Origin of the sequence: Streptomyces sp. NBC_00490 (genome assembly GCF_036013645.1) — a bacterium.
Taxonomy (GTDB): domain Bacteria; phylum Actinomycetota; class Actinomycetes; order Streptomycetales; family Streptomycetaceae; genus Streptomyces; species Streptomyces canus_F.
In genome coordinates, this window is sequence record NZ_CP107869.1 from 3,814,939 (window position 1) to 3,833,792 (window position 18,854).

17 protein-coding genes are annotated in these 18,854 nt (G+C 71.6%); 8 read left to right on the top strand and 9 right to left on the bottom strand.

Annotated elements, in window-relative coordinates:
* The first annotated feature begins 116 nt into the window (after positions 1 to 116).
* Positions 117 to 1,592: an alpha/beta hydrolase gene (locus OG381_RS17285; protein WP_327716992.1), complete on the top strand. Its 1,476-nt coding sequence runs from the start codon at positions 117 to 119 to the stop codon at positions 1,590 to 1,592.
* Here OG381_RS17285 and OG381_RS17290 read toward each other — a convergent pair.
* Entirely contained in the window at positions 1,580 to 2,710 is a 1,131-nt protein-coding gene (locus OG381_RS17290; protein ID WP_327716993.1) for an abortive phage infection protein, read from the bottom strand. The genes OG381_RS17285 and OG381_RS17290 overlap by 13 nt on opposite strands.
* A 68-nt stretch (positions 2,711 to 2,778) precedes the next feature.
* Here OG381_RS17290 and OG381_RS17295 point away from each other — a divergent pair, with 68 nt between their 5' ends.
* On the top strand, positions 2,779 to 3,024 hold the full coding sequence (locus tag OG381_RS17295; RefSeq protein ID WP_327716994.1) for a hypothetical protein: 246 nt from the start codon (positions 2,779 to 2,781) through the stop codon (positions 3,022 to 3,024).
* A 71-nt stretch (positions 3,025 to 3,095) separates the two neighbouring features.
* Here the strand turns inward: OG381_RS17295 and OG381_RS17300 are convergent, their stop codons facing one another.
* A complete protein-coding gene (locus tag OG381_RS17300) occupies positions 3,096 to 3,545 on the bottom strand; it encodes a protein-tyrosine phosphatase family protein (protein WP_327716995.1) in 450 nt (149 codons plus the stop codon).
* A 101-nt stretch (positions 3,546 to 3,646) separates the two neighbouring features.
* On the opposite strand from OG381_RS17300, the gene OG381_RS17305 reads away from it, so the two are divergent.
* On the top strand, positions 3,647 to 4,582 hold the full coding sequence (locus OG381_RS17305) for a dihydrodipicolinate synthase family protein (protein ID WP_327716996.1): 936 nt from the start codon (positions 3,647 to 3,649) through the stop codon (positions 4,580 to 4,582).
* A 15-nt stretch (positions 4,583 to 4,597) separates the two neighbouring features.
* Here OG381_RS17305 and OG381_RS17310 read toward each other — a convergent pair whose 3' ends face one another.
* The 5 genes from OG381_RS17310 to leuA all read right to left on the bottom strand — a co-directional run bounded on the left by OG381_RS17310 (position 4,598) and on the right by leuA (position 11,483).
* On the bottom strand, positions 4,598 to 5,278 hold the full coding sequence (locus OG381_RS17310) for a response regulator transcription factor (protein ID WP_327716997.1): 681 nt from the start codon (positions 5,276 to 5,278) through the stop codon (positions 4,598 to 4,600).
* A complete protein-coding gene (locus OG381_RS17315) occupies positions 5,275 to 6,489 on the bottom strand; it encodes a sensor histidine kinase (protein WP_443061903.1) in 1,215 nt (404 codons plus the stop codon). Before OG381_RS17315 ends, OG381_RS17310 begins: the two co-directional genes overlap by 4 nt.
* A 72-nt stretch (positions 6,490 to 6,561) precedes the next feature.
* Positions 6,562 to 8,649, bottom strand: coding sequence for an MMPL family transporter (locus OG381_RS17320; RefSeq protein WP_327716999.1), 2,088 nt, complete (start codon positions 8,647 to 8,649; stop codon positions 6,562 to 6,564).
* A gap of 175 nt (positions 8,650 to 8,824) precedes the next feature.
* Positions 8,825 to 9,520 (bottom strand): TerB family tellurite resistance protein, encoded by a 696-nt coding sequence (locus OG381_RS17325; protein WP_327717000.1) that lies wholly within the window; start codon positions 9,518 to 9,520, stop codon positions 8,825 to 8,827.
* A gap of 241 nt (positions 9,521 to 9,761) precedes the next feature.
* Positions 9,762 to 11,483: a 2-isopropylmalate synthase gene (leuA, locus tag OG381_RS17330; RefSeq protein ID WP_307030839.1), complete on the bottom strand. Its 1,722-nt coding sequence runs from the start codon at positions 11,481 to 11,483 to the stop codon at positions 9,762 to 9,764.
* Between the two features lie 319 nt (positions 11,484 to 11,802).
* Here leuA and OG381_RS17335 point away from each other — a divergent pair, with 319 nt between their 5' ends.
* From OG381_RS17335 to OG381_RS17350, 4 genes are read left to right on the top strand one after another with little or no spacing between them, the layout of a single operon-like run.
* Positions 11,803 to 12,873: a M4 family metallopeptidase gene (locus OG381_RS17335; protein WP_327717001.1), complete on the top strand. Its 1,071-nt coding sequence runs from the start codon at positions 11,803 to 11,805 to the stop codon at positions 12,871 to 12,873.
* Positions 12,874 to 12,893: 20 nt separating this feature from the next.
* Complete coding sequence (locus OG381_RS17340; RefSeq protein ID WP_327717002.1) at positions 12,894 to 13,160, top strand: protealysin inhibitor emfourin; 267 nt, start codon at positions 12,894 to 12,896, stop codon at positions 13,158 to 13,160.
* Positions 13,161 to 13,220: 60 nt separating this feature from the next.
* Positions 13,221 to 14,555 carry a GH1 family beta-glucosidase gene (locus OG381_RS17345; protein ID WP_327717003.1) on the top strand — a complete coding sequence of 445 codons (1,335 nt, stop codon included), beginning with the start codon at positions 13,221 to 13,223 and terminating at the stop codon, positions 14,553 to 14,555.
* Positions 14,552 to 15,790, top strand: coding sequence for an MFS transporter (locus OG381_RS17350; protein ID WP_327717004.1), 1,239 nt, complete (start codon positions 14,552 to 14,554; stop codon positions 15,788 to 15,790). Before OG381_RS17345 ends, OG381_RS17350 begins: the two co-directional genes overlap by 4 nt.
* 28 nt (positions 15,791 to 15,818) lie before the next feature.
* On the opposite strand, the gene OG381_RS17355 is transcribed toward OG381_RS17350, so the two are convergent.
* Entirely contained in the window at positions 15,819 to 16,673 is an 855-nt protein-coding gene (locus OG381_RS17355; RefSeq protein ID WP_327717005.1) for an NAD-dependent epimerase/dehydratase family protein, read from the bottom strand.
* Between the two features lie 120 nt (positions 16,674 to 16,793).
* Between OG381_RS17355 and OG381_RS17360 the strand changes: the two genes are divergently transcribed.
* Complete coding sequence (locus OG381_RS17360) at positions 16,794 to 17,657, top strand: helix-turn-helix transcriptional regulator (RefSeq protein WP_327717006.1); 864 nt, start codon at positions 16,794 to 16,796, stop codon at positions 17,655 to 17,657.
* 90 nt (positions 17,658 to 17,747) lie between these two features.
* On the opposite strand, the gene era is transcribed toward OG381_RS17360, so the two are convergent.
* Positions 17,748 to 18,710: a GTPase Era gene (gene era, locus OG381_RS17365; RefSeq protein WP_327717007.1), complete on the bottom strand. Its 963-nt coding sequence runs from the start codon at positions 18,708 to 18,710 to the stop codon at positions 17,748 to 17,750.
* Positions 18,711 to 18,854 lie beyond the last annotated feature (144 nt).

Sequence of the window (18,854 nt, forward strand, 5' to 3'; positions counted from 1 at the left end):
GTGTCGATTTTCGGCGGGGTGCCTGGGAGGGCGGGCCGCGTACCTGGGGAAAACCCCCGATCGACAAGGGAGTTGACCGGATGGGGGGCGCGAGGAAGATCCGCGAGGCTCGTGCCATGACGCAGATCAAGCGCAACGCCGCCCTCGTAGCCGTCACCGCCGTCGCCCTCGGGATGGTCACCCCGCTGGCCGTCGCGGTGGAGCAGGCGCCCGCCCTCGACTGGAAGAAGTGCGCCGGCTCCGCCCTCGACCCCCGTCAGCAGTGCGCCACTCTTGAGGTGCCCATGGACTACGCCCACCCGGACGGCCGGAAGATCGGGTTCGCCGTCTCGCGGATCCCGAGCGAGAACCCGGCCGCCCGGCGTGGGGCGCTGTTCCTGATCCCCGGCGGTCCGGGCGGGTCGAGCCTCAACGACCCCTCGAACAAGGGGCAGAAGCTGCCCCAGGAGGTACGGGACGCCTACGACCTCATCGGGTTCGCGCCTCGTGGGCTCGCGCCCTCCACCGCCGTCGACTGCGGGCTGGAGCACGCGGACCTCGCCCTCTCCAAGCTGCGGCCGTGGCCCGCCGCGGACGGGTCCGTCGACGGCAACATGGCCACCGCCCGGCGGCTGGCGGACGCCTGTGCGGCGAACGGCGGTGAGCTCGTCCAGCACCTCAGCACCCGTAACGAGGCCCGCGACCTCGACCGGCTGCGGGCCGCGCTGGGCGAGCGGAGGATCTCCGCGTGGGGAGTGTCGTACGGGACGTATGTCGGCTCCGTCTACGCCCAGTTGTTCCCGGCGCGCACGGACCGGTTCGTGCTGGACAGCAACGACAACCCCGACCCGACGAAGGTCTCCAGGGGCTGGCTCGCCGCGCACGAGCAGGGCGTCGAGGACACCTTCCCGGAGTTCGCGAAGTGGGCCTCGGAGCCCGGGAATCCGTACCGTCTCGCCGGCACGGCCGCCGAGGTGCGGCCGCTGTTCCTGCGGCTGGCCGAGCGACTCGACCGGGAGCCGATCCCCTGGCCCGGCGCCAACCCCGAGGAACTGAACGGCAACGTGCTGCGCCAGACGATGCTGGACACCCTCTACGACCCGGACAACTTCCCCGCCCTGGCCGAGCTGATGCTGGCCGCCCGGAGCGGCACCGTGCCGCCCGCGCCCGCCTCGCCGCCCGAAGCGGCACTTCAGAACGTCACCGCCGTCGGCGCCGGGACCCTCTGCAACGACGTCGCGTGGCCCACCTCAACGGCGGTGTACGAGAAGGGTGTTGCGGAGAGCCGCGCGAAGTACCCGCTGACCGCCGGCATGCCGCGCAACGCGATGCTCTGCGCCGCCTGGCCCTACACGCCGAAGGAGGCGCCGGTCCGCGTCACCGACCGAGGGCCGTCGAACATCCTGCTCGTGCAGAACGAACGGGACGTCGCCACCCCCGTGAGCGGCGCCCTGAAGCTCCGCGAGGCCCTCGGCCGGCGCGCTGTCATGGTCACCGTGAACTCCACGGGCCACGGCTCCTATCTCCGCAACGGCAACGCGTGCGGGGACGAGACCGCGTCGAGGTTCCTCGCCACCGGCCGGCGTCCCGCCGCCGACGCCTACTGCCGCTGACCCGCCCTGCGGTAGGCGCGGGCCACGGCGTGGAACGCCTCCTTGGGCTCCCGGTGCCAGCCCGTGTCCGGGTCGCCGGGGCGGTCCTGCACCGCCTTGGCGATGCCGTAGCTCGCCATGTCGAGGTCATGGCGGGGGTCGCCGGGGCGGTGCGGGGCGTCCGCGGTGAGGAACTCGAACACCATCGCCGCGTACAGGTTCATCGACTCGAAGACGGCCAGGAGGTCGAGCAGGTAGGCCGCCTGGGTGCGTTCGCTGCGGACCGGGGGCGGGTCGCCCTTGATCTCCGGGGGTGTCTTGTCGTAGTCGACGATGTCCCAGCCCATGCCGCCCGCCTCGGGGGCGCCACGGTAGGTGCAGGTGCCGAACTCGGTGATGGCGACGGGCTTGCCCCAGCGCAGGTGCTGACTCAACTCCCGTACGTAGTCCTTTGGTTGCGGGAAGTACGAGTAGTAGTCGATGCCCACCACGTCGAAGAGGTTCCAGTCGACGAGGTCGATCTCCGGGGCGGAGGCGTAGCTCAGCCGGCCGTGGAAGACCCTGCGGCCGAGCACCGCCGCCTTCGCCGTGAAGCGGGCCAGGCGGCGCTGCATCCCCGCCCAGTCGACGGTGCCGTTCTGGAGGTTCTCGATGCGCTCGAAGACCGTGTCCCCCGGGATGATCCCGGGCACGAACAGCCAGAACTCGCAGCCCACGCTGAACTCGACGCTCGCGCCCTGCCGACGCAGCCGTTCCGCGAACCGGCCGGTCTCGGCGAGGTGGTCGAGGATGTCCCGCTCCGGGACGTCACCGAGGGTGGGCTGGAGCCAGATGTGCAGTCCGAGCTCGGCCGCCTCGGCGGCGGTGGCGGTGAGGCGTTCGACGCCGTCGCCGGTGACGTCGACGGTGTCGGCGTGCAGGTCGTCGCGGATGGCGCGGAGGTCCGCCCGCATCCGGTCGGCGCTCCACGCGGTGGCCGGCGTCTCACCGGCGCCGAGGGTGTAGACGACACCCCGGCGCGTCAGCCCGCCCCGCCCGGCCGCCCCGGCCCCGCCCGCGGGCAGCACCGCCCCCGCCACCCCGACCGCCGCCGCCCCGGCCAGGAACTGTGCCCGACTGATCCCCTTGGTCTTCTCCATACGGCCACTGTGGCGAGCCCGCACCCGCCCCGCCGTCCGCCGATGGTCTACGGCCCCGCAACCAAGGAATGCGTTCCGACGTCGATCTACCGAGGAGATCGTCCACACCCGCCTGTGATCTGGACCGCGACGGCGAGTTCCTGCCCCGCCGCATCCACTGCACGGAGGCGGATCCACCGAAGGAGGGCTCCGACAAGACGGGAGGCGGTTCCTACGGCACCCACAACAATGTGGGCATCGCCCGGACACCGGAGGGCACCCCGCTCCTGCTGGCCCCCGACCCGGCCAAGGCGCTTGTGAAGGCGCTCGGTTGACGGCTCACAGCCGACGCGGTGGGCCACCGGTCCGACCGGGAGGCCCGCCGCGAGGTGCGGCATCGCAGCGGCTACGCTTCCGCGCCCGCCGCGCCTGGGAACCGCCGCACATACCGCCGCTGCCACGGCGTCTCCACCGCCCGCCGGTCGTAGTGCGCCCGCACATATCCGACGGCCTCGTCCGCCGGTACGCCGTCCAGGACCGCGAGACAGGCCAGCGCCGTCCCCGTACGCCCGCGTCCGCCCCCGCAGGCGACCTCGACGCGTTCACCCGCCGCCCGCTCCCAGGCCTCGCTCAGCGCCGCGCGAGCGGCCTGCCGGTCCGCGGGGAGGCGGAAGTCGGGCCAGCGGATCCAGTGGAACTCCCAGGGGACCACGGGCGGTTGACGGCCCAGGAGGTAAAGGGCGTACGTGGGGGTCGGCGCCCCCGGTGCGAGCGGGTACCGCAGGCCACGGCCCCGCACCAGCCTGCCGGACGGCAGTCGCAGTACTCCCGCGGTGTTCTCGTCCCAGTTCTCCACGGGTCCATTCGACCATCCGCGGCCGCCATCCGGGGAAGGAAGGGTGAGCGGGCCCCCGGCCTGGTACTTGTACCCGGGAACCACGAAGACAGGGAGCCCTGATGACGATCCCCGCCCCGCTGACCGGTGTCGTCCCGCCCGTCTGCACGCCTCTGACACCGTCCCGCGAGGTGGACGTCCCGTCGCTGCTCCGGCTGGTCGACCATCTGGTGCGGAGCGGGGTGCACGGGCTGTTCGTGCTCGGTACGTCCTCGGAGGCGGCGTATCTGACGGACGCGCAGCGCCGATTGGTGGTGGAGACGGTGACGGGCCATGTGGGCGGCCAGCTCCCGGTGCTGGCGGGCGCGATCGACATGACGACACCGCGGGTCCTGGACCACGTGGCTTCCGTGGCGGCGGCGGGGGCCGACGCGGTGGTCGTGATCTCGCCGTTCTACACGAGTACGCACCCCGCGGAGATCGCCCGCCACTACCGCCTGGTGGCCGCCGCGAGCCCGGTGCCCGTCCTGGCCTACGACCTCCCGGGTGCCGTCCACAGCAAGCTCCCCGCGGAGTTGGTGCTGTCGCTCGCGGCCGAGGGAGTGCTGGCGGGTCTCAAGGACTCCAGCGGGGACCTGGGGGCGTTCCGCGAGGTCGTCGTCGGGGCCAGGACCCGGGGTGACATCGACGGCTTCAGCGTGCTGACGGGTTCCGAGCTGTTCGTGGACGCGGCACTGGCGGCGGGGGCGGACGGGGCGGTACCGGGCCTCGCGAACGTCGACCCGGAGGGCTATGTGCGGCTGGACCGGCTGTGCAGGGTGGGCGACTGGGAGCGGGCCCGGGTGGAGCAGGAGCGGCTGTGTGCGCTGTTCGGGATGGTGAAGGCGGGGGATGCGGCGCGGATGGGCGCGAGTTCGGCGGCGCTGGGGGCGTTCAAGGCGGCCCTGTATCTGCGGGGGGTCATCGCGTGCCCGGTGACCGCTGAGCCCCAGGTCCCGTTGTCGCAGCGGGAGATCGAGGGGGTGGGGAAGTTCCTGGCGGCAGCGGGGTTGCTGTGAGGGGTCGCCTTGCGGCTAGCCCTCGCGCACAGTCCCCGGCGTGACCATCCCCGACTCGTACGCCACGATCACCAACTGCGCCCGGTCACGCGCCCCCAGCTTCCCCATGATCCGGCTGACATGGGTCTTCGCGGTCAGCGGACTCAGCCCCAACGCCTCGGCGATCTCGGCGTTGTTGAGCCCCCGCCCGACCAGCACGAGCACCTCACGCTCCCGTTCCGACAAGCACTCCGGACCACTCGAGAGCGCCGGCGCGGTCGCCGGTGTCTGGCTCAGCAGGCGGGTGATCAGGCGCGCCGTCGGGCCCGGTGACAACAGCGACTCCCCCGCCGTCACCGTACGGATCGCGGCCAGCAGCTCCGCCGGTCTGGTGTCCTTCACCAGGAAACCCGAGGCGCCCGCACGCAACGCCTCGATGATGTACTCGTCGGTGTCGTACGTCGTCAGGACCAGCACCTTCACCCCGGCCAGTGCCTCGTCCGCCGCGATCAGCCGGGTCGCCTCGATGCCGTCGAGGTCGGGCATCCGGATGTCCATGACGACGAGGTCGGGCCGGGCCCGTCGCGCCAGGTCCACCGCCTCCCGGCCGGTCGCCGCCTCCCCCACCACCTCCATGTCCCGTGCCGACTCGACGAGCATCGCGAACGCGGCCCGTACGAGGGTCTGGTCGTCAGCGAGCAGCACGCGGATCGTCATCCCGTCCCTTCCTCCACAGCCGTCGTCAACGGCAGTACGGCCGTCACCTCGAAGCCGCCTCCCGCCCGCGGCCCCGCGTCGAGTGTGCCACCCACGCTGCGGGCCCTCTCGCGCATGCCGATCAGCCCGAAACCGGGACTGCCGGCATCGGCCCCCGGCCCCGTCCCCTCGTCGGCGACCGACACCCGCAGGGCGCCCCGCTCCTCGTACAACGAGACGCGGACGGCCGGCTCGGGCCCCGCGTGCCGGACCGCGTTCGTCAGCGCCTCCTGGACGATCCGGTACGCCGCGGCGCCGACGGCGGGCGGCGCCTGCCGTACCCGTACCGTCTGCTCCACCCGCGCGCCCGCCAGGCGGGCCGCCTCCACCAGGTCGGACAGGCCGTCGAGGCCGGGCAGCGGGCCGCGGTTGTCGGCCTTGACGTCCTGTTCGCGCAGCACCTCCAGCGTCGTACGCAGCTCTCCGCGCGCCGAACGACAGGTCTCCGCGATGTCCTCCAACGCCTTGGCGACCGTCTCGCGGTCGAGGCGTTCGGGGTCCGTGGAGAGCACGTGCGCGGCCACCGAGGTCTGCACGCCGATCAGGGTGATGCTGTGGGCGAGCAGGTCGTGCAGGTCCCGGGCGATCCGCAGACGCTCCTCCGCCACCCGGCGCCGGGCCTCCTCCTCGCGGGTGCGTTCGGCGCGTTCGGCGCGTTCGACGATGGCTCCGACATAGCTGCGGTGGACGCGGACCGCTTCACCGGTGATCGCGGTCGCCAGGATCCAGCCGGAGATGCGCAGCAGCTCTACGCCCCGTTCCGGATTGATCAGGAGGAGCATGATCACGCTCAGGCCGACCAGACTCGGCACCACGATCAGGGTCCGGCGCCGCGGTCCGGCCACCGCGAGGGCGTAGATGGCGACCATCGTCACCGCGATCAGCCCGGAGTGGGCGTTGTCCAGGGCGTGATAGGTGCCCTCGACGACGATGAGCGCGACGAGCGTGCCCATCGGATAGTGCCGCCGCCAGGCGAGCGTCAGCGCCGAGAGAGCGAACAGGATCCAACCGACGACGCCCGGTGTGTGCGCGTTGTCGCCCTGCGCCACGAACGCCAGCGGCACCGACGCCAGCCCGACCCCCACCGCGAACAGCCAGTCGCGCCGGGCGGGCCGGACGAGCCGCCTGCCGGGGCGGGCGCGTTGCTCCTTGGTGGTCACCACGTGCTCCATCCTCGCCGATCCGGCCCGGGGCCGGACCCCCGTGCGTGAGCCCGGAGGTCCGGCCGGCTGTGCGCGTGCGGTTCAGCGCATCCCCGCGGGCTCCGCGACCGGCTCGGGCGACTCGCCGCCCACTGCCGGTTGCTTCGACAGCGCGCCCGGCCACCACACCTTGCGGCGCAGCGCCACGCTCGCGCTGGTGACCAGATAGGTGCGGACCAGGAAGGTGTCCAGCAGCACGCCGACCGCGATGACGAAGCCCAGTTCCACCAGCTGCAGCATCGGCATGCTGGTCAGCACCGCGAACGTCGCCGCCAGGACCAGGCCCGCCGAGGCGATGACCCCGCCCGTCGTGCGCAGCGCGATCAGCGCGGCCTGCGCCGGTTCGGTGCCCTTCAGGGACTCCTCGCGCATGCGGTGCATCAGGAAGATGCCGTAGTCGACGCCCAGGGCGACCAGGAACACGAAGGACAGCAGGCCGAGCCCCGGGTCCGTGCCCTCGAAGCCGAAGACCGGGCCGAAGACCAGTCCGCCGATGCCGAGCGCCGCGCCCCACACCGCGACCACGGCCACCACCAGGATCAGCGGCGCGACGACCGACCGCAGCAGGGCCATCAGGATCAGCAGCACGGAGGCGAGGACGAGCGGTACGACGACCAGCCGGTCCCGGGCGTTGGTGTCCTTCATGTCGAGCTGCTGGGCGCTGGGTCCGCCGACGTAGGAGCCGTCGAGGCGGTCGCGCAGCTCCTTGATGGTGGCGGTCTCCCCCGCCGACTGGGGTGCGGAGCCGGCGATGACGGAGAGCTCCGTCCAGCCGTTCCCGCTGCGGCCGCGGGTCGCGCTGTCGACGCCCGGGGTGTCCCGGGCCTCGGCCAGGGCGGCGTCGGCGCGGTCGGTGGGGGCGATGACGGAGATCGGCTGGGTGCCGCGCTCGGGATAGGCCTTCCCCAGGGTCTCCAGGGCGGCGACCGCCTCGGGCTTGCTGGTGAAGGAGTCCTCCTGCTTGAGGCTGCCGGGGAGGTTCAGTGCCCCGAGCGCCAGCGTGCCGAGCAGTACCGCGCCGCCCGCGAGGACCGTCAGCGGCCGGCGTCCGGCGGAGCTGCCCATCGCGGCGAACAGCGACCGGCGGACCTTGGGCGTGCTGCCGTAGCGGGGCACCAGCGGCCAGAAGACGCGGCGGCCGAGCAGGACGAGGATCGCGGGCAGCAGGGTCATCATGGCGGCCAGCGCGCACAGGATGCCGACCGTGCCCAGCGGGCCCATGCCGCGGCTGGAGTTGAGATCGGCGGCGAGGAGGCAGAACAGACCCGCGGCGACCGTCCCGGAGGAGGCCAGCACCGCCGGTCCGCAGCCCTTCAGCGCGGCGGCCATCGCGTCGTAGGGCCGCTCGACGCGTCGCAGCTCCTCGCGGTACCGGGAGACGAGCAGCAGGGCGTAGTCGGTGCCCGCGCCGAAGACGAGGATGGTCATGATGCCGGAGCTCTGGCCGGAGACCGACGTCCCGAACCCCTGGTTCAGCCCGTAGGCGACCCCCATGGACAGATAGTCGGCCATGCCCGCGACGGCGAGCGGCACCAGCCACAGGAACGGGCTGCGGTAGATGAGGATCAGCAGCAGCGCCACGACGGCGGCGGTGGTGTAGAGCAGGGGCCCGTCGAGCGAGTTGTAGACCTCGCCGGCGTCCGTCGCGAGCGCGCCCTCGCCGCCGACGTCGACGCTCAGCCCGTCCTCGCCCTGGGCGATGTCCCTTACGTCGCCGACGAGTTGGTCGCGCTTCTCCTCGTCCGTGCCGGGCTCGGTGCTGGCCACCGGGTACATCAGGGTGGTGCCGTCCTTGGACGGGACGCCCTCCGGCCGCACAGTGAGTGGGTGCGCGCTCGCGATCTCGCCGATCTGGTCGGCGGCCGTCGCCCGGTCCGCCGCGGTCAGTCCGCCGTCGCGGTGGTAGACGACGACCATCCGGGTCGTCTCGCCGCCCGGCAACCGGTCCTGGATCTTGGCGACCTGGGTGGAGTCGGCGCTCGCCGGGAGATAGTCGACGGCCCGGTCGCGCTGCACGTCCGCGAGCTTCGACGCGAACGGCGAGGTGAGCGCCAGCACGGCGATCCACAGCCCGAGCACGAGCCAGGGCACGGCACGGCGTCCCCGGACGGTTGTCGTTGCGGCCCCCATGAGTCGGGCCTCCCCTCGGTCGGATGTCTGGTTCGGTTCCAGACTCCCGGCGGCCGGGGGCCGATTCGTCGGGCGGCAGGGCGAGTTGGGGGTTACTGCGCAGGGCGTCCTTCAGGTCCCGTTACTCCCTGGGGAGTAGCGGCGGTGGTACGACGGCGGCGGCACCGCCCGCCTGCTACGACGGGGTGCGCGCCGCCGCCAGCAGCCGCGTCACGTCGTCCGCGCAGATGGTGAGCGCGGCGCCGACCGTAGCGAGGGCGTCCCGCTCCGCGGGGGTGTAGGGCCCGTCGGCGAGGGCGATCCGTGCGCCCTGGAGGAGGACCGACTCACGGCCGGCGGGGGCGAGGTGCGGGGCCAGCGGGTCCAGCGCCTCGTGGAGCTCTATGGCCAGGCCTGCCCCGCAGGGCTCGCCGAAGACCCGTCCGGTGTCCGCGGCCAGCGCCTCGACCAGCGCCCCGAGCTGGTCCTCCGTGCAGTCGTCGAAGCCGGCGGCACGGACCGTGCAGGCGGCGGCCTCCAGCGCCGTACGGGAGCAGGTGCCGCCCGCGGCGAGCACCGCGAGGGCGACGGTGTGGACGGCGTCGCGGAGCATCGCGGAGAAGCGGGTGGTGGTCGGGTGGTCGAGGACGTCGGTGCCGAAGTGGCGCTTGCAGGCGGCGCACTCCACGACCGGACCGGTCTCGCCGCGCGGCAGCACGGGCATGCCGAGGAGGGTGAAGCGGCGCCTGCCGGTCAGCCGCTGGTAGTTGCGGTCGCCGCCGCAGCCGGGGCAGAAGAACTCCCCGTCGCCCACGGGCGTCCACGCGGTGCGGGTGCCCAGCAGGCGCGCAGCCCTGACGGCCTGGCCGTTTCGTCCCCGTCCTGGCAGCACGTCGCACCTCCGCGTAACGGCACGGCAACATCGCCGTGCTGGCGTGATGTTAGCCACATCACGCACCCGGAGTCAGCACCCCCGACGAGACCTCTCCGTGACCTGCACAGGTCGATGGCCGAAAACAGAGGTGCCCCGCTCACCGAGAAACGGCGAGCGGGGCACACCTCAGGGGCGCGGGGAACTGCGCGACCAGCCACGACGGCGCCGCAGCCGAAGCGCGACCCCGCGCGGCACCTCCTTAGCGCGCCGCTCGGTTGACCGCCGAGACGACCGCCTTCAGCGACGCACGCGTCGTGTTCGCATCGATGCCGATCCCCCACAGAACCTTGCCGTCGATCGCGCATTCGATGTAGGAGGCGGCCTGCGCGGACGCCCCCTCGCTCATCGTGTGCTCCTGGTAGTCCAGCAGCCGTACGTCGATGCCGATGGACTGCAGGGCGTCGAAGAAGGCCGAGATCGGACCGTTGCCGGAGCCCGTCAGGACGGTGTCCTGACCGTCGACCGTGGCCTCCACCTTCAGCGTGTCCACGCCGTCCGTGTCGGTCGTCGACTGGTTGTTCTTGACCTGGACGCGGCCCCACGGGTTCTCGGGGTTCGGCAGGTACTCGTCCCGGAAGGTCGCCCAGATGTCGCCGCCGGTGACCTCGCCGCCCTCGGCGTCCGTCTTGGCCTGGATCAGCTTGGAGAACTCGATCTGCATCCGGCGCGGCAGGTCCAGCTTGTGGTCGTTCTTCAGGACGTACGCGATACCACCCTTGCCGGACTGCGAGTTGACCCGGATGACCGCCTCGTAGGAGCGGCCGACGTCCTTCGGGTCGATCGGCAGGTACGGGACCGCCCACTCGATGTCGTCGACGGTGACACCCTTCGCGGCCGCGTCGGCCTCCATGGCGTCGAAGCCCTTCTTGATGGCGTCCTGGTGGGAGCCGGAGAAGGACGTGTAGACCAGGTCGCCCACGTACGGGTGGCGCGGGTGGACCTCCATCTGGTTGCAGTACTCCCACGTACGACGGATCTCGTCGATGTCGGAGAAGTCGATCTGCGGGTCGACGCCCTGGGAGAACAGGTTCATGCCCAGGGTGACCAGGTCGACGTTGCCGGTGCGCTCGCCCTGGCCGAACAGACAGCCCTCGACACGGTCGGCGCCGGCCATCAGGGCCAGCTCGGCGGCGGCGACGGCGGTTCCGCGGTCGTTGTGCGGGTGGACGGAGATGACGACGTGCTCGCGGCGGGAGATGTTGCGGCTCATCCACTCGAAGCGGTCCGCGTGCGTGGACGGCGTCGAACGCTCCACGGTGGCGGGCAGGTTGAGGATGATCTCGCGGCCCGGACCCGGCTGGTAGACGTCCATGACCGCCTCGCAGACCTCCAGCGCGAAGTCCAGCTCGGTGTCGGTGAAGATCTCCGGGCTGTACTGGTAGCCGAACTCGGTCTCGGGGCCCAGCAGCTTCTCGGCGTACTCCATCACCAGGCGGGTGCCGTCGACGGCGATCTGCTTGATGTCGTCCTTGGAGCCGCGGAAGACCACGCGGCGGAAGACGGGGGCGGTGGCGTTGTACAGGTGCACGGTGGCGCGCTTGGCGCCCTTCAGGGACTCCACCGTGCGCTCGATCAGGTCCTCGCGGGCCTGGGTCAGCACGGAGATGGTGACGTCGTCGGGGATCGCGCCCGGCTCCTCGACGATGGAGCGCACGAAGTCGAAGTCGGTCTGCCCCGAGGCCGGGAAGCCGACCTCGATCTCCTTGTAGCCCATCTTGACCAGCTGGTCGAACATCCGGCGCTTGCGCTCGGGCGACATCGGGTCGATCAGGGCCTGGTTGCCGTCGCGCAGATCCGTGGAGAGCCAGCGGGGGGCGACGGTGATCCGGTTGTTCGGCCAGGTGCGGTCCGCGATGTCGACCTGGTCGTACTGGCCGTACTTGTGGATCGGCATGGCACTGGGCTGCTGGCGGTTCGCCATGATGCGGGGGCTCCTCAGGATGTCCGGAAGGACGGCCGACGACGCAACGCCAAGCTCCGCGGGGAGGGAGTCGACCTGGACTACAGGCCCTCGCCGCGGCAGCTAAGAAGAAGCAGCCCGAAACGCATGATGCGAAGCATGTTATCCGAGCCGCGGTCCGTGCGGGGCGCTGTATCAGTATGCGGGACCCGGGGGATCAACGGGACAAAACGTGCGCCATACCACTCGGTGACGGCGACCCGGGCTCCTTATCCGCACATTTCACCAATCATGGTTGCGAGTAGTGACAGCGGCATAACACAGTGCAATGGTGCCGGGCATGACGACCCACGGGGGCTCTGAGCCCGTCTTCTGCACCGTCGTACCACCGCATGTCCTCGACAAGCTCGCCCAGGCCGAGGACCCCGCGCTCGCTGGTCCCGCCCGCAGGACCCTGGAACGCGACGCCTTCGAGCGCACCCACCGCCGGCTGACCACGGTCGTCGGCGCTCCCTCCATCGCCGCGCCGTCCGGCGCCGAGCCCGGCAAGCCGTACCGCACCGTCTACGACGCCCGGCACCGCACCGACCTGCCCGGCAAGAAGGTCCGCACCGAGGGCTCGGAGCCCGGCAAGGACGCCACGGTCAACCGCGCTTACGCCGGTCTCGGAGCCACCTTCGAGCTGTTCCTGGCGGCGTACCAGCGCGACTCCATCGACGGAGGCGGCCTCCCGCTGGACGCCACCGTCCACTACGAGGAGAACTACAACAACGCCTTCTGGAACGGCGAGCAGATGGTGTTCGGCGACGGCGACGGCGAGATCTTCCTCGACTTCACCATCCCGATCGACGTCATCGGCCACGAACTCACCCACGGCGTCACGCAGTACACGGCCAACCTCACCTACTTCGGCCAGCCCGGCGCCCTCAACGAGTCGATGTCCGACGTCTTCGGCTCCCTCATCAAGCAGCACACCCTCGGCCAGACCGCCGCCGAGGCCGACTGGCTCATCGGCGCGGGCCTGCTCGCCCCGCGCGTCACCGGCTCCGCCCTGCGCTCCATGAAGGCCCCGGGCACGGCGTACGACGACGACGTCCTCGGCAAGGACCCGCAGCCCGCGACCATGGACGACTTCGTCCGCACCGGCCGTGACAACGGCGGCGTCCACATCAACTCCGGCATCCCCAACCACGCCTTCTACCTCGCCGCCACCACCCTCGGCGGCCACGCCTGGGAGCGGGCCGGACAGATCTGGTACGACGTCCTGACCGGCGGCCGGCTGAAGAAGGACGCCCTCTTCACGGACTTCGCCGCCCTGACGGTCGAGGCGGCCAAGGACCGCTACAAGGACGGCGAGGAGCTCCAGGCCGTCCTGAAGGCGTGGGAGCAGGTCGGGGTGCGCACGGCGTAGTTCCGTACTAGACACGTCCCATGCGTATTCGAGTGCGACGTACCGGTGGATTCGCGGGGATCGAGCGTCATGCCGAGGTGGACACCTCGGGCCGGCCCGACGCCCACGAGTGGCACGCCCTGGCCGAGAAGGCGCTCGCCTCCGGCCGGGGCACACCGCCCATCGGGGTGCCCGACGGTTTCGCCTACGAGATCACCGTGGACGGCAGGACGGTGTACGCCGCCGACCCACGGCTGACCGAGGAGCAGCGCGAGCTGATCTCACGGGTCCTGAAGGAAGGGGCCTGACGGGAGGCTCGTAACCGCTTCTTCACGCCTGCCCGTTGACTTCCGTTACCAGCGGTACGGATGATCCGGCGCATGGCGAATCAAGAGCATCCGATACCCCGGTTCCCGGCCGGCTTCCTGTGGGGCGTCTCGACCTCGGCCCATCAGATCGAGGGCGCGGCGGAGCTGCGCGAGCCCTCCGTGTGGGACACCTTCACGGCCGAGCCGGGACGGGTGAAGGACGGCTCGACGGCGGCGGTGGCCGTCGACCACTACCACCGCTACCGCGAGGACGTGGCGCTCCTGGCCGGCCTGGGCGTGGACGCGTACCGCTTCTCCGTCTCCTGGCCGCGGGTGCGCGCCGAGGGCGGCCTGGACTTCTACGACCGGCTGGTCGACGAGCTGTGCGCGGCGGGCGTACGACCGGTGCCCACCCTCTTCCACTGGGACCTGCCCGCGGCCCTCCAGGAAGGAGGCGGCTGGCTGGAGCGGGACACCGCGGCGCGGTACGCGGAGTACGTCTCGGTCGTCGCCGAGCGGCTCGGTGACCGTGTCAAGAAGTGGATCACCATCAACGAGCCCGCCGAACACACCCTGTTCGGGCACGCGTTGGGCGCCCACGCGCCCGGCAAGCAGCTGATGTTCGACGCGCTGCCGGTCGCCCACCATCTGCTGCTGGCCCACGGACTGGGCGTCCAGGCCCTGCGCGCGGCCGGTGCCACCGACATTGGCATCGCCAACTCGCACGGGCCGACGTGGCCGGCGTCCCAGGAGGCCGCCGACGTGGAGGCGGCGGACTTCTACGACGTCCTGCTGAACCGGCTGTTCGCGGACCCCATCCTGCTGGGCGAATACCCCGCGGGCCTCGGTGAGTTGATGCCGGGTGACGTGGCGGCCGACCTGAAGGTCATCGGGGAGCCGCTGGACTTCTACGGCGTCAACTTCTACGCGCCGACCAGGGTGGGCGCCCCGCAGGGTGCGGACATCGAGTTCGGGGGCCTGACGATCCCGGCCGAACTCCCCTTCTCCGTGCGGCAGATCGAGGACGTCCCGGTGACCGACTTCGGCTGGCCGGTGGTGCCCGAGGCGCTGACGGAACTCCTCACCGGCTTCCGCGAGCGCTACGGCGACCGCCTCCCGCCCGTCGTCATCACCGAGAACGGCTGCTCGTACGAGGGCATCCACGACCGGGCCAGGATCGACTACCTGGACGGTCATCTCCGCGCACTGCACCGGGCGGTCGAGGCGGGTGTGGACGTACGCGGCTACTTCGTGTGGTCGCTGATGGACAACTTCGAGTGGGCCGAGGGCTACGCCCAGCAGTTCGGGCTCGTGCACGTGAACCTCGACACCCAGGAGCGGACGCCCAAGGACTCGTACGGCTGGTACCAGGAGCTGCTCCGGGCCCAGAGGTGACCACGGCCCTCACCGAGCCGGCCGACCGGGTCGGCCGGGGCTGGACGACGGCGCTCTCGCTGGCCAACGTGGCGATCTGGGTGGGCTGGTACGGCCCGCTCCAGATCCTGCTGGCCCGGCAGGCGGAGGACTTCGCGCCAGGCGCCGGGATGTCGAAGGAGTCGCTGCTGGCGTGGGTGACCGGCGTCGGCGCGGTGGTGTCACTGGCCGCCAACCCGTTCTTCGGCGCGCTGTCGGACCGCACCACGAGCCACCGGGGCCGCCGTACCCCGTGGATCGTGGCCGGTGCGGCCGGTGGCGCGCTGTCGCTGCTGCTGCTCGCGGGCGCGGGCGGGCTGTGGCTGATGATGCTCGGCTGGTGCCTGGTCCAGCTGACCCTCAACGCGGCCTTCGCGGCAGTGACCGCGGCGGTGCCGGACCGGGTGCCCCGGTTGCAGCGGGGTGCGGTGGGCGGCTGGCTGGGGGCGGCGCAGATCCTCGGGGCGGTCGCCGGTACGGGGCTGGCGACGGCGGCCGGCGGGATCGCCGCGGGGTACGCGGCCTGTGCGGCCTTCACGCTGGCGGGCGTACTGCCGTACGTGCTCCGCTACGAGGATCTGCGGCTGCCGGTGACGGACCGCCCGGCGTGGTCCGCGAAGACCTTCCTCCGCGGGTTCTGGCTGAGCCCGCGCCGCTACCCGGACTTCGCCTGGGCCTGGCTGACCCGCTTCCTGATCAACCTCAGCAACGCGCTGGTCATCCTCTACCTCCTCTACTACCTGCGGGACCGCCTCCACCACGACGACCCCGAGCGGGGCGTACTGATCCTGACCGCGGTGAACAGCGTGACACTGCTGGCCACGGTCGTGGTGGGCGGCGTCCGGTCGGACCGGTCGGGCCGCCGCAAGCCGTATGTGCGGTGGTCCGGGGTGCTGATGGCGGCGGCCACGGCCCTGCTGTCCGTGTGGCAGACCTGGCCGAGCGCGATCGTCGTGGCGGCACTGCTGGGCGTGGGCCTCGGGGTGTTCATGTCGGTCGACTTCGCGCTGATGACGGACGTGCTCCCGAAGGCGGGGGACCGCGGCAAGGACCTCGGCGTCATCAACGTGGCCAACTCCCTGCCCCAGGTCGCCGCCCCCGCCCTCGCCGCACCGATCGTGACGTACCTGGGCGGATACCGGGTGCTGTATCTGGTGGCCGCCGTGGTCGGGTTGGCGGGGGCGGTGCTGGTGGGGCGGATCAAGGGGGTGGACTAGGAGTGGACCAGCGCTGGACCAGGGCCGGTCACAGGGCGCCTGCGTCCCGGGCCGACCAGACGCTGGGGTACAGCGGGCGGAAGCCGAGCTCCCGGCGGATGCGCTCGGTGGAGGTGATGCCGAGCCACGGGTCGGGATCCGTGCGGTCGTGGAGTTCGGCGGGGACCTCGACGCCGTTGAGCTCGTGCAGTTCGAGTGCCGTGACGGGGGCGTCGTCGGAGATGTTGTAGATCCGGCCGGCGACCCCCGGCGCGTACAGGAGACGCAGCAGCCCCTGGGCGACATCCGCGTGATGGACCATCTGCAAGCGCTGGGCCGACGCCCAGTTCCGGGCCCACATCAGGGACTGGGCCAGGTGCGGATCGCCCTCGCCGTAGACGAAGACGAGCCGGCCGACCCGCACGTCCAGGCCTTCCAGGGCGAGCAGTTCCCGTTCGGCCGCCGCCTTCGACTCGGTGTAGGCGCCCCACATCTCGCCGCCGGGCCGGCTCTCGTCCTCCTCGGTCAGCGGGCGGCCGCGTCCGAGCCCGTACACGAGCCCGGTGCTGACCTGCACGAAGCGCTGCACGCCGGCGGCGAGCGCAGCGTGCCCCAGTGCGACGGCCACATCCCGATTGACGGCCCAGGCCTCCTCGTCCGGGACCCCGCGGAAGGAGGCCGCGATGTTGACGACCGCGTCCACCCCGGCGACCGCCTTGCCGAGCACCCCGTCGTCCCGCAGATCCCCCACCACGATCTCGGCGCCCGACCCCGCGAACCGCTCCGCCCGTTCCGCGTCCCTCACCAGCACCCGCACCCGCTCCCCCGGCCGGGCCTGCGCCAGCAGCCGGGGCACGAACCGACGGCCGACCTGTCCTGTCGTACCCGTCACCAACGTCAGCATCATGTGCTCCTCTCGGTCGGTGCCCAGCCTCCGCGGGGGCCGGGCCGGCCGGGAGAGACCTTCCGATCGGGGGACCGCCAGTCCCTGGATAAGCCGGGCGGACTGCCGCAGCCTTGAGGGGTGAACCGAGCCGAACTCGCCGACTTCCTGCGCCGTGGCCGTGCCCGACTGGAGCCCTCGGACGTGGGGCTGGTCCCTGGGGCCCGCCGCCGTATCCAGGGCCTGCGCCGGGAGGAGGTGGCCGCGCTGACCGGCATGTCGGTGGACTACTACACGCGCCTCGAACAGCGCAGGGGCCCGCGTCCGTCCCGCCAGATGCTGACGGCACTGGCCCGCGCGCTGCGCCTGACGGACGACGAACGGGACCACCTCTTCCACCTGGCGGGCGAGGAGCCGCCACGCCGGCAGCCGACGTCGTCGCACGTGCGCCCGGGCCTGCTGCTGATCCTGGACCGCCTCCACGACACCCCGGCGCAGGTCGTGAGCGACACCGGGGAGGTGCTGGCCCAGAACGCGCCGGCGAAGGCACTCGCGGGTGACGCCGCAGCCCGCCCGCCCCGCGACCGCAACCTGATCCGCCGCTTCTTCCTCGACCCGACGGCGAGGGAGCTCTTCCCGCCCGAGGACCATCCGGCAATGGCCCGCGTCCAGGTGGCGAGCCTCCGCGCGGTGACCGCGGCGCGCCCCGACGACCCCGAAGCGGCGGCCCTCGTGGCGGAACTCCGCTCCCGCAGCCAGGAGTTCGCCCACCTCTGGACGGCCCACGAGGTCTCGCTACGCCGCGCCTCCACGAAGCGCTTCCGCCACCCGGTGGTCGGCCTCCTGGAACTCGACTGCGAGATCCTCCTCAGCCACGAACACCACCACCAACTGATCGTCTACACAGCCCGCCCAGGCACGGAGTCCCACGAACGCCTCCAACGACTGCGCCAAACGTCTCTCGCCCCCGCCGCCCTTACCCATCACAGCCCGTCCGGCGTTTGAGGACGAGGCCCGTTCAGGGCCGAAGCGGGGGTCTGGGGGCGCAGCCCCCAGGGATGGGACGGGTAGGGGCGGCGGGGGCGAGGAACAGGCTCAGAAGCCCAGCTTGCGCAGCTGGCGGGGGTCGCGTTGCCAGTCCTTCGCGACCTTCACGTGGAGGTCGAGGAAGACCGGCGTCCCCAGCAGCGCCTCGATCTGCTTGCGGGACTTGATGCCGACCTCCTTCAGGCGCTTGCCCTTGGGGCCGATGATGATGCCCTTCTGGCTGGGGCGCTCGATGTAGACGAAGGCGTGGATGTCGAGGAGGGGCTTGTCGGCGGGCCGGTCCTCGCGGGGCAGCATCTCCTCCACCACGACCGCGATGGAGTGCGGAAGCTCGTCGCGGACACCCTCCAGCGCCGCCTCCCGGATCAACTCCGCGATCATGACCTGCTCGGGCTCGTCCGTGAGGTCGCCCTCGGGGTACAGCGCCGGCCCCTCGGGCAGCAGCGGCACGATCAGGTCGGCCAGCAGATCCACCTGCTGGTCAGCGACCGCCGAGACGGGAACGATCTCGGCCCACTCGAAGCCGAGCTCCTTGCCGAGCTGGTCGATGGCGATGAGCTGCTCGGCCAGCGTCTTGGAGTCCACCAGGTCCGTCTTGGTGACGATCGCGATCTTCGGCGTCTTCTTGATCGACGCCAGCTCCTTCGCGATGAAGCGGTCACCGGGACCGAGCTTCTCGTTCGCCGGAAGGCAGAACCCGATCACGTCGACCTCGGCCCACGTCGTCCGCACGATGTCGTTCAGGCGCTGGCCCAGCAGCGTGCGCGGCTTGTGCAGCCCAGGCGTGTCCACCAGGATCAGCTGCGCCTCCGGGCGGTGCACGATCCCCCGTACCGTGTGCCGCGTGGTCTGCGGCTGGTCCGCGGTGATCGCCACCTTCTGGCCGACCAGAGCGTTCGTGAGGGTGGACTTGCCCGCGTTGGGGCGGCCCACGAAGCAGGCGAAGCCCGCACGGTGGCCGGACTCGGCGGACTGCTCGGATGACTGGCTGCGAACGCTCATGGCGCCCATTCTCCCTGATCCCCGGAGCCCCGCCGCACAACCGGCCACACCCGCCCCCGACGGTGAGGTCCCGGTAACCCGTACGCAACGAAACGTGACGGAAACACGCCGGTACACATCCGGTAACGCACGCCGGTGACCCTCTGACGAGCC

Excerpts from the sequence above, each read along its gene's own strand:
- OG381_RS17310 (WP_327716997.1), bottom strand. The coding sequence starts at position 5,278 with ATGACGATCCGCGTGCTGCTCGCTGACGACCAGACCCTCGTACGGGCC.
- OG381_RS17305 (WP_327716996.1), top strand. The coding sequence starts at position 3,647 with ATGACGATCCCCGCCCCGCTGACCGGTGTCGTCCCGCCCGTCTGCACG.
- OG381_RS17345 (WP_327717003.1), top strand. The coding sequence starts at position 13,221 with ATGATCCGGCGCATGGCGAATCAAGAGCATCCGATACCCCGGTTCCCG.
- OG381_RS17295 (WP_327716994.1), top strand. The coding sequence starts at position 2,779 with ATGCGTTCCGACGTCGATCTACCGAGGAGATCGTCCACACCCGCCTGT.
- OG381_RS17340 (WP_327717002.1), top strand. The coding sequence starts at position 12,894 with ATGCGTATTCGAGTGCGACGTACCGGTGGATTCGCGGGGATCGAGCGT.
- era (WP_327717007.1), bottom strand. The coding sequence starts at position 18,710 with ATGGGCGCCATGAGCGTTCGCAGCCAGTCATCCGAGCAGTCCGCCGAG.
- OG381_RS17335 (WP_327717001.1), top strand. The coding sequence starts at position 11,803 with ATGACGACCCACGGGGGCTCTGAGCCCGTCTTCTGCACCGTCGTACCA.
- leuA (WP_307030839.1), bottom strand. The coding sequence starts at position 11,483 with ATGGCGAACCGCCAGCAGCCCAGTGCCATGCCGATCCACAAGTACGGC.
- OG381_RS17285 (WP_327716992.1), top strand. The coding sequence starts at position 117 with ATGACGCAGATCAAGCGCAACGCCGCCCTCGTAGCCGTCACCGCCGTC.
- OG381_RS17290 (WP_327716993.1), bottom strand. The coding sequence starts at position 2,710 with ATGGAGAAGACCAAGGGGATCAGTCGGGCACAGTTCCTGGCCGGGGCG.
- OG381_RS17315 (WP_443061903.1), bottom strand. The coding sequence starts at position 6,489 with ATGGAGCACGTGGTGACCACCAAGGAGCAACGCGCCCGCCCCGGCAGG.
- OG381_RS17320 (WP_327716999.1), bottom strand. The coding sequence starts at position 8,649 with ATGGGGGCCGCAACGACAACCGTCCGGGGACGCCGTGCCGTGCCCTGG.
- OG381_RS17355 (WP_327717005.1), bottom strand. The coding sequence starts at position 16,673 with ATGCTGACGTTGGTGACGGGTACGACAGGACAGGTCGGCCGTCGGTTC.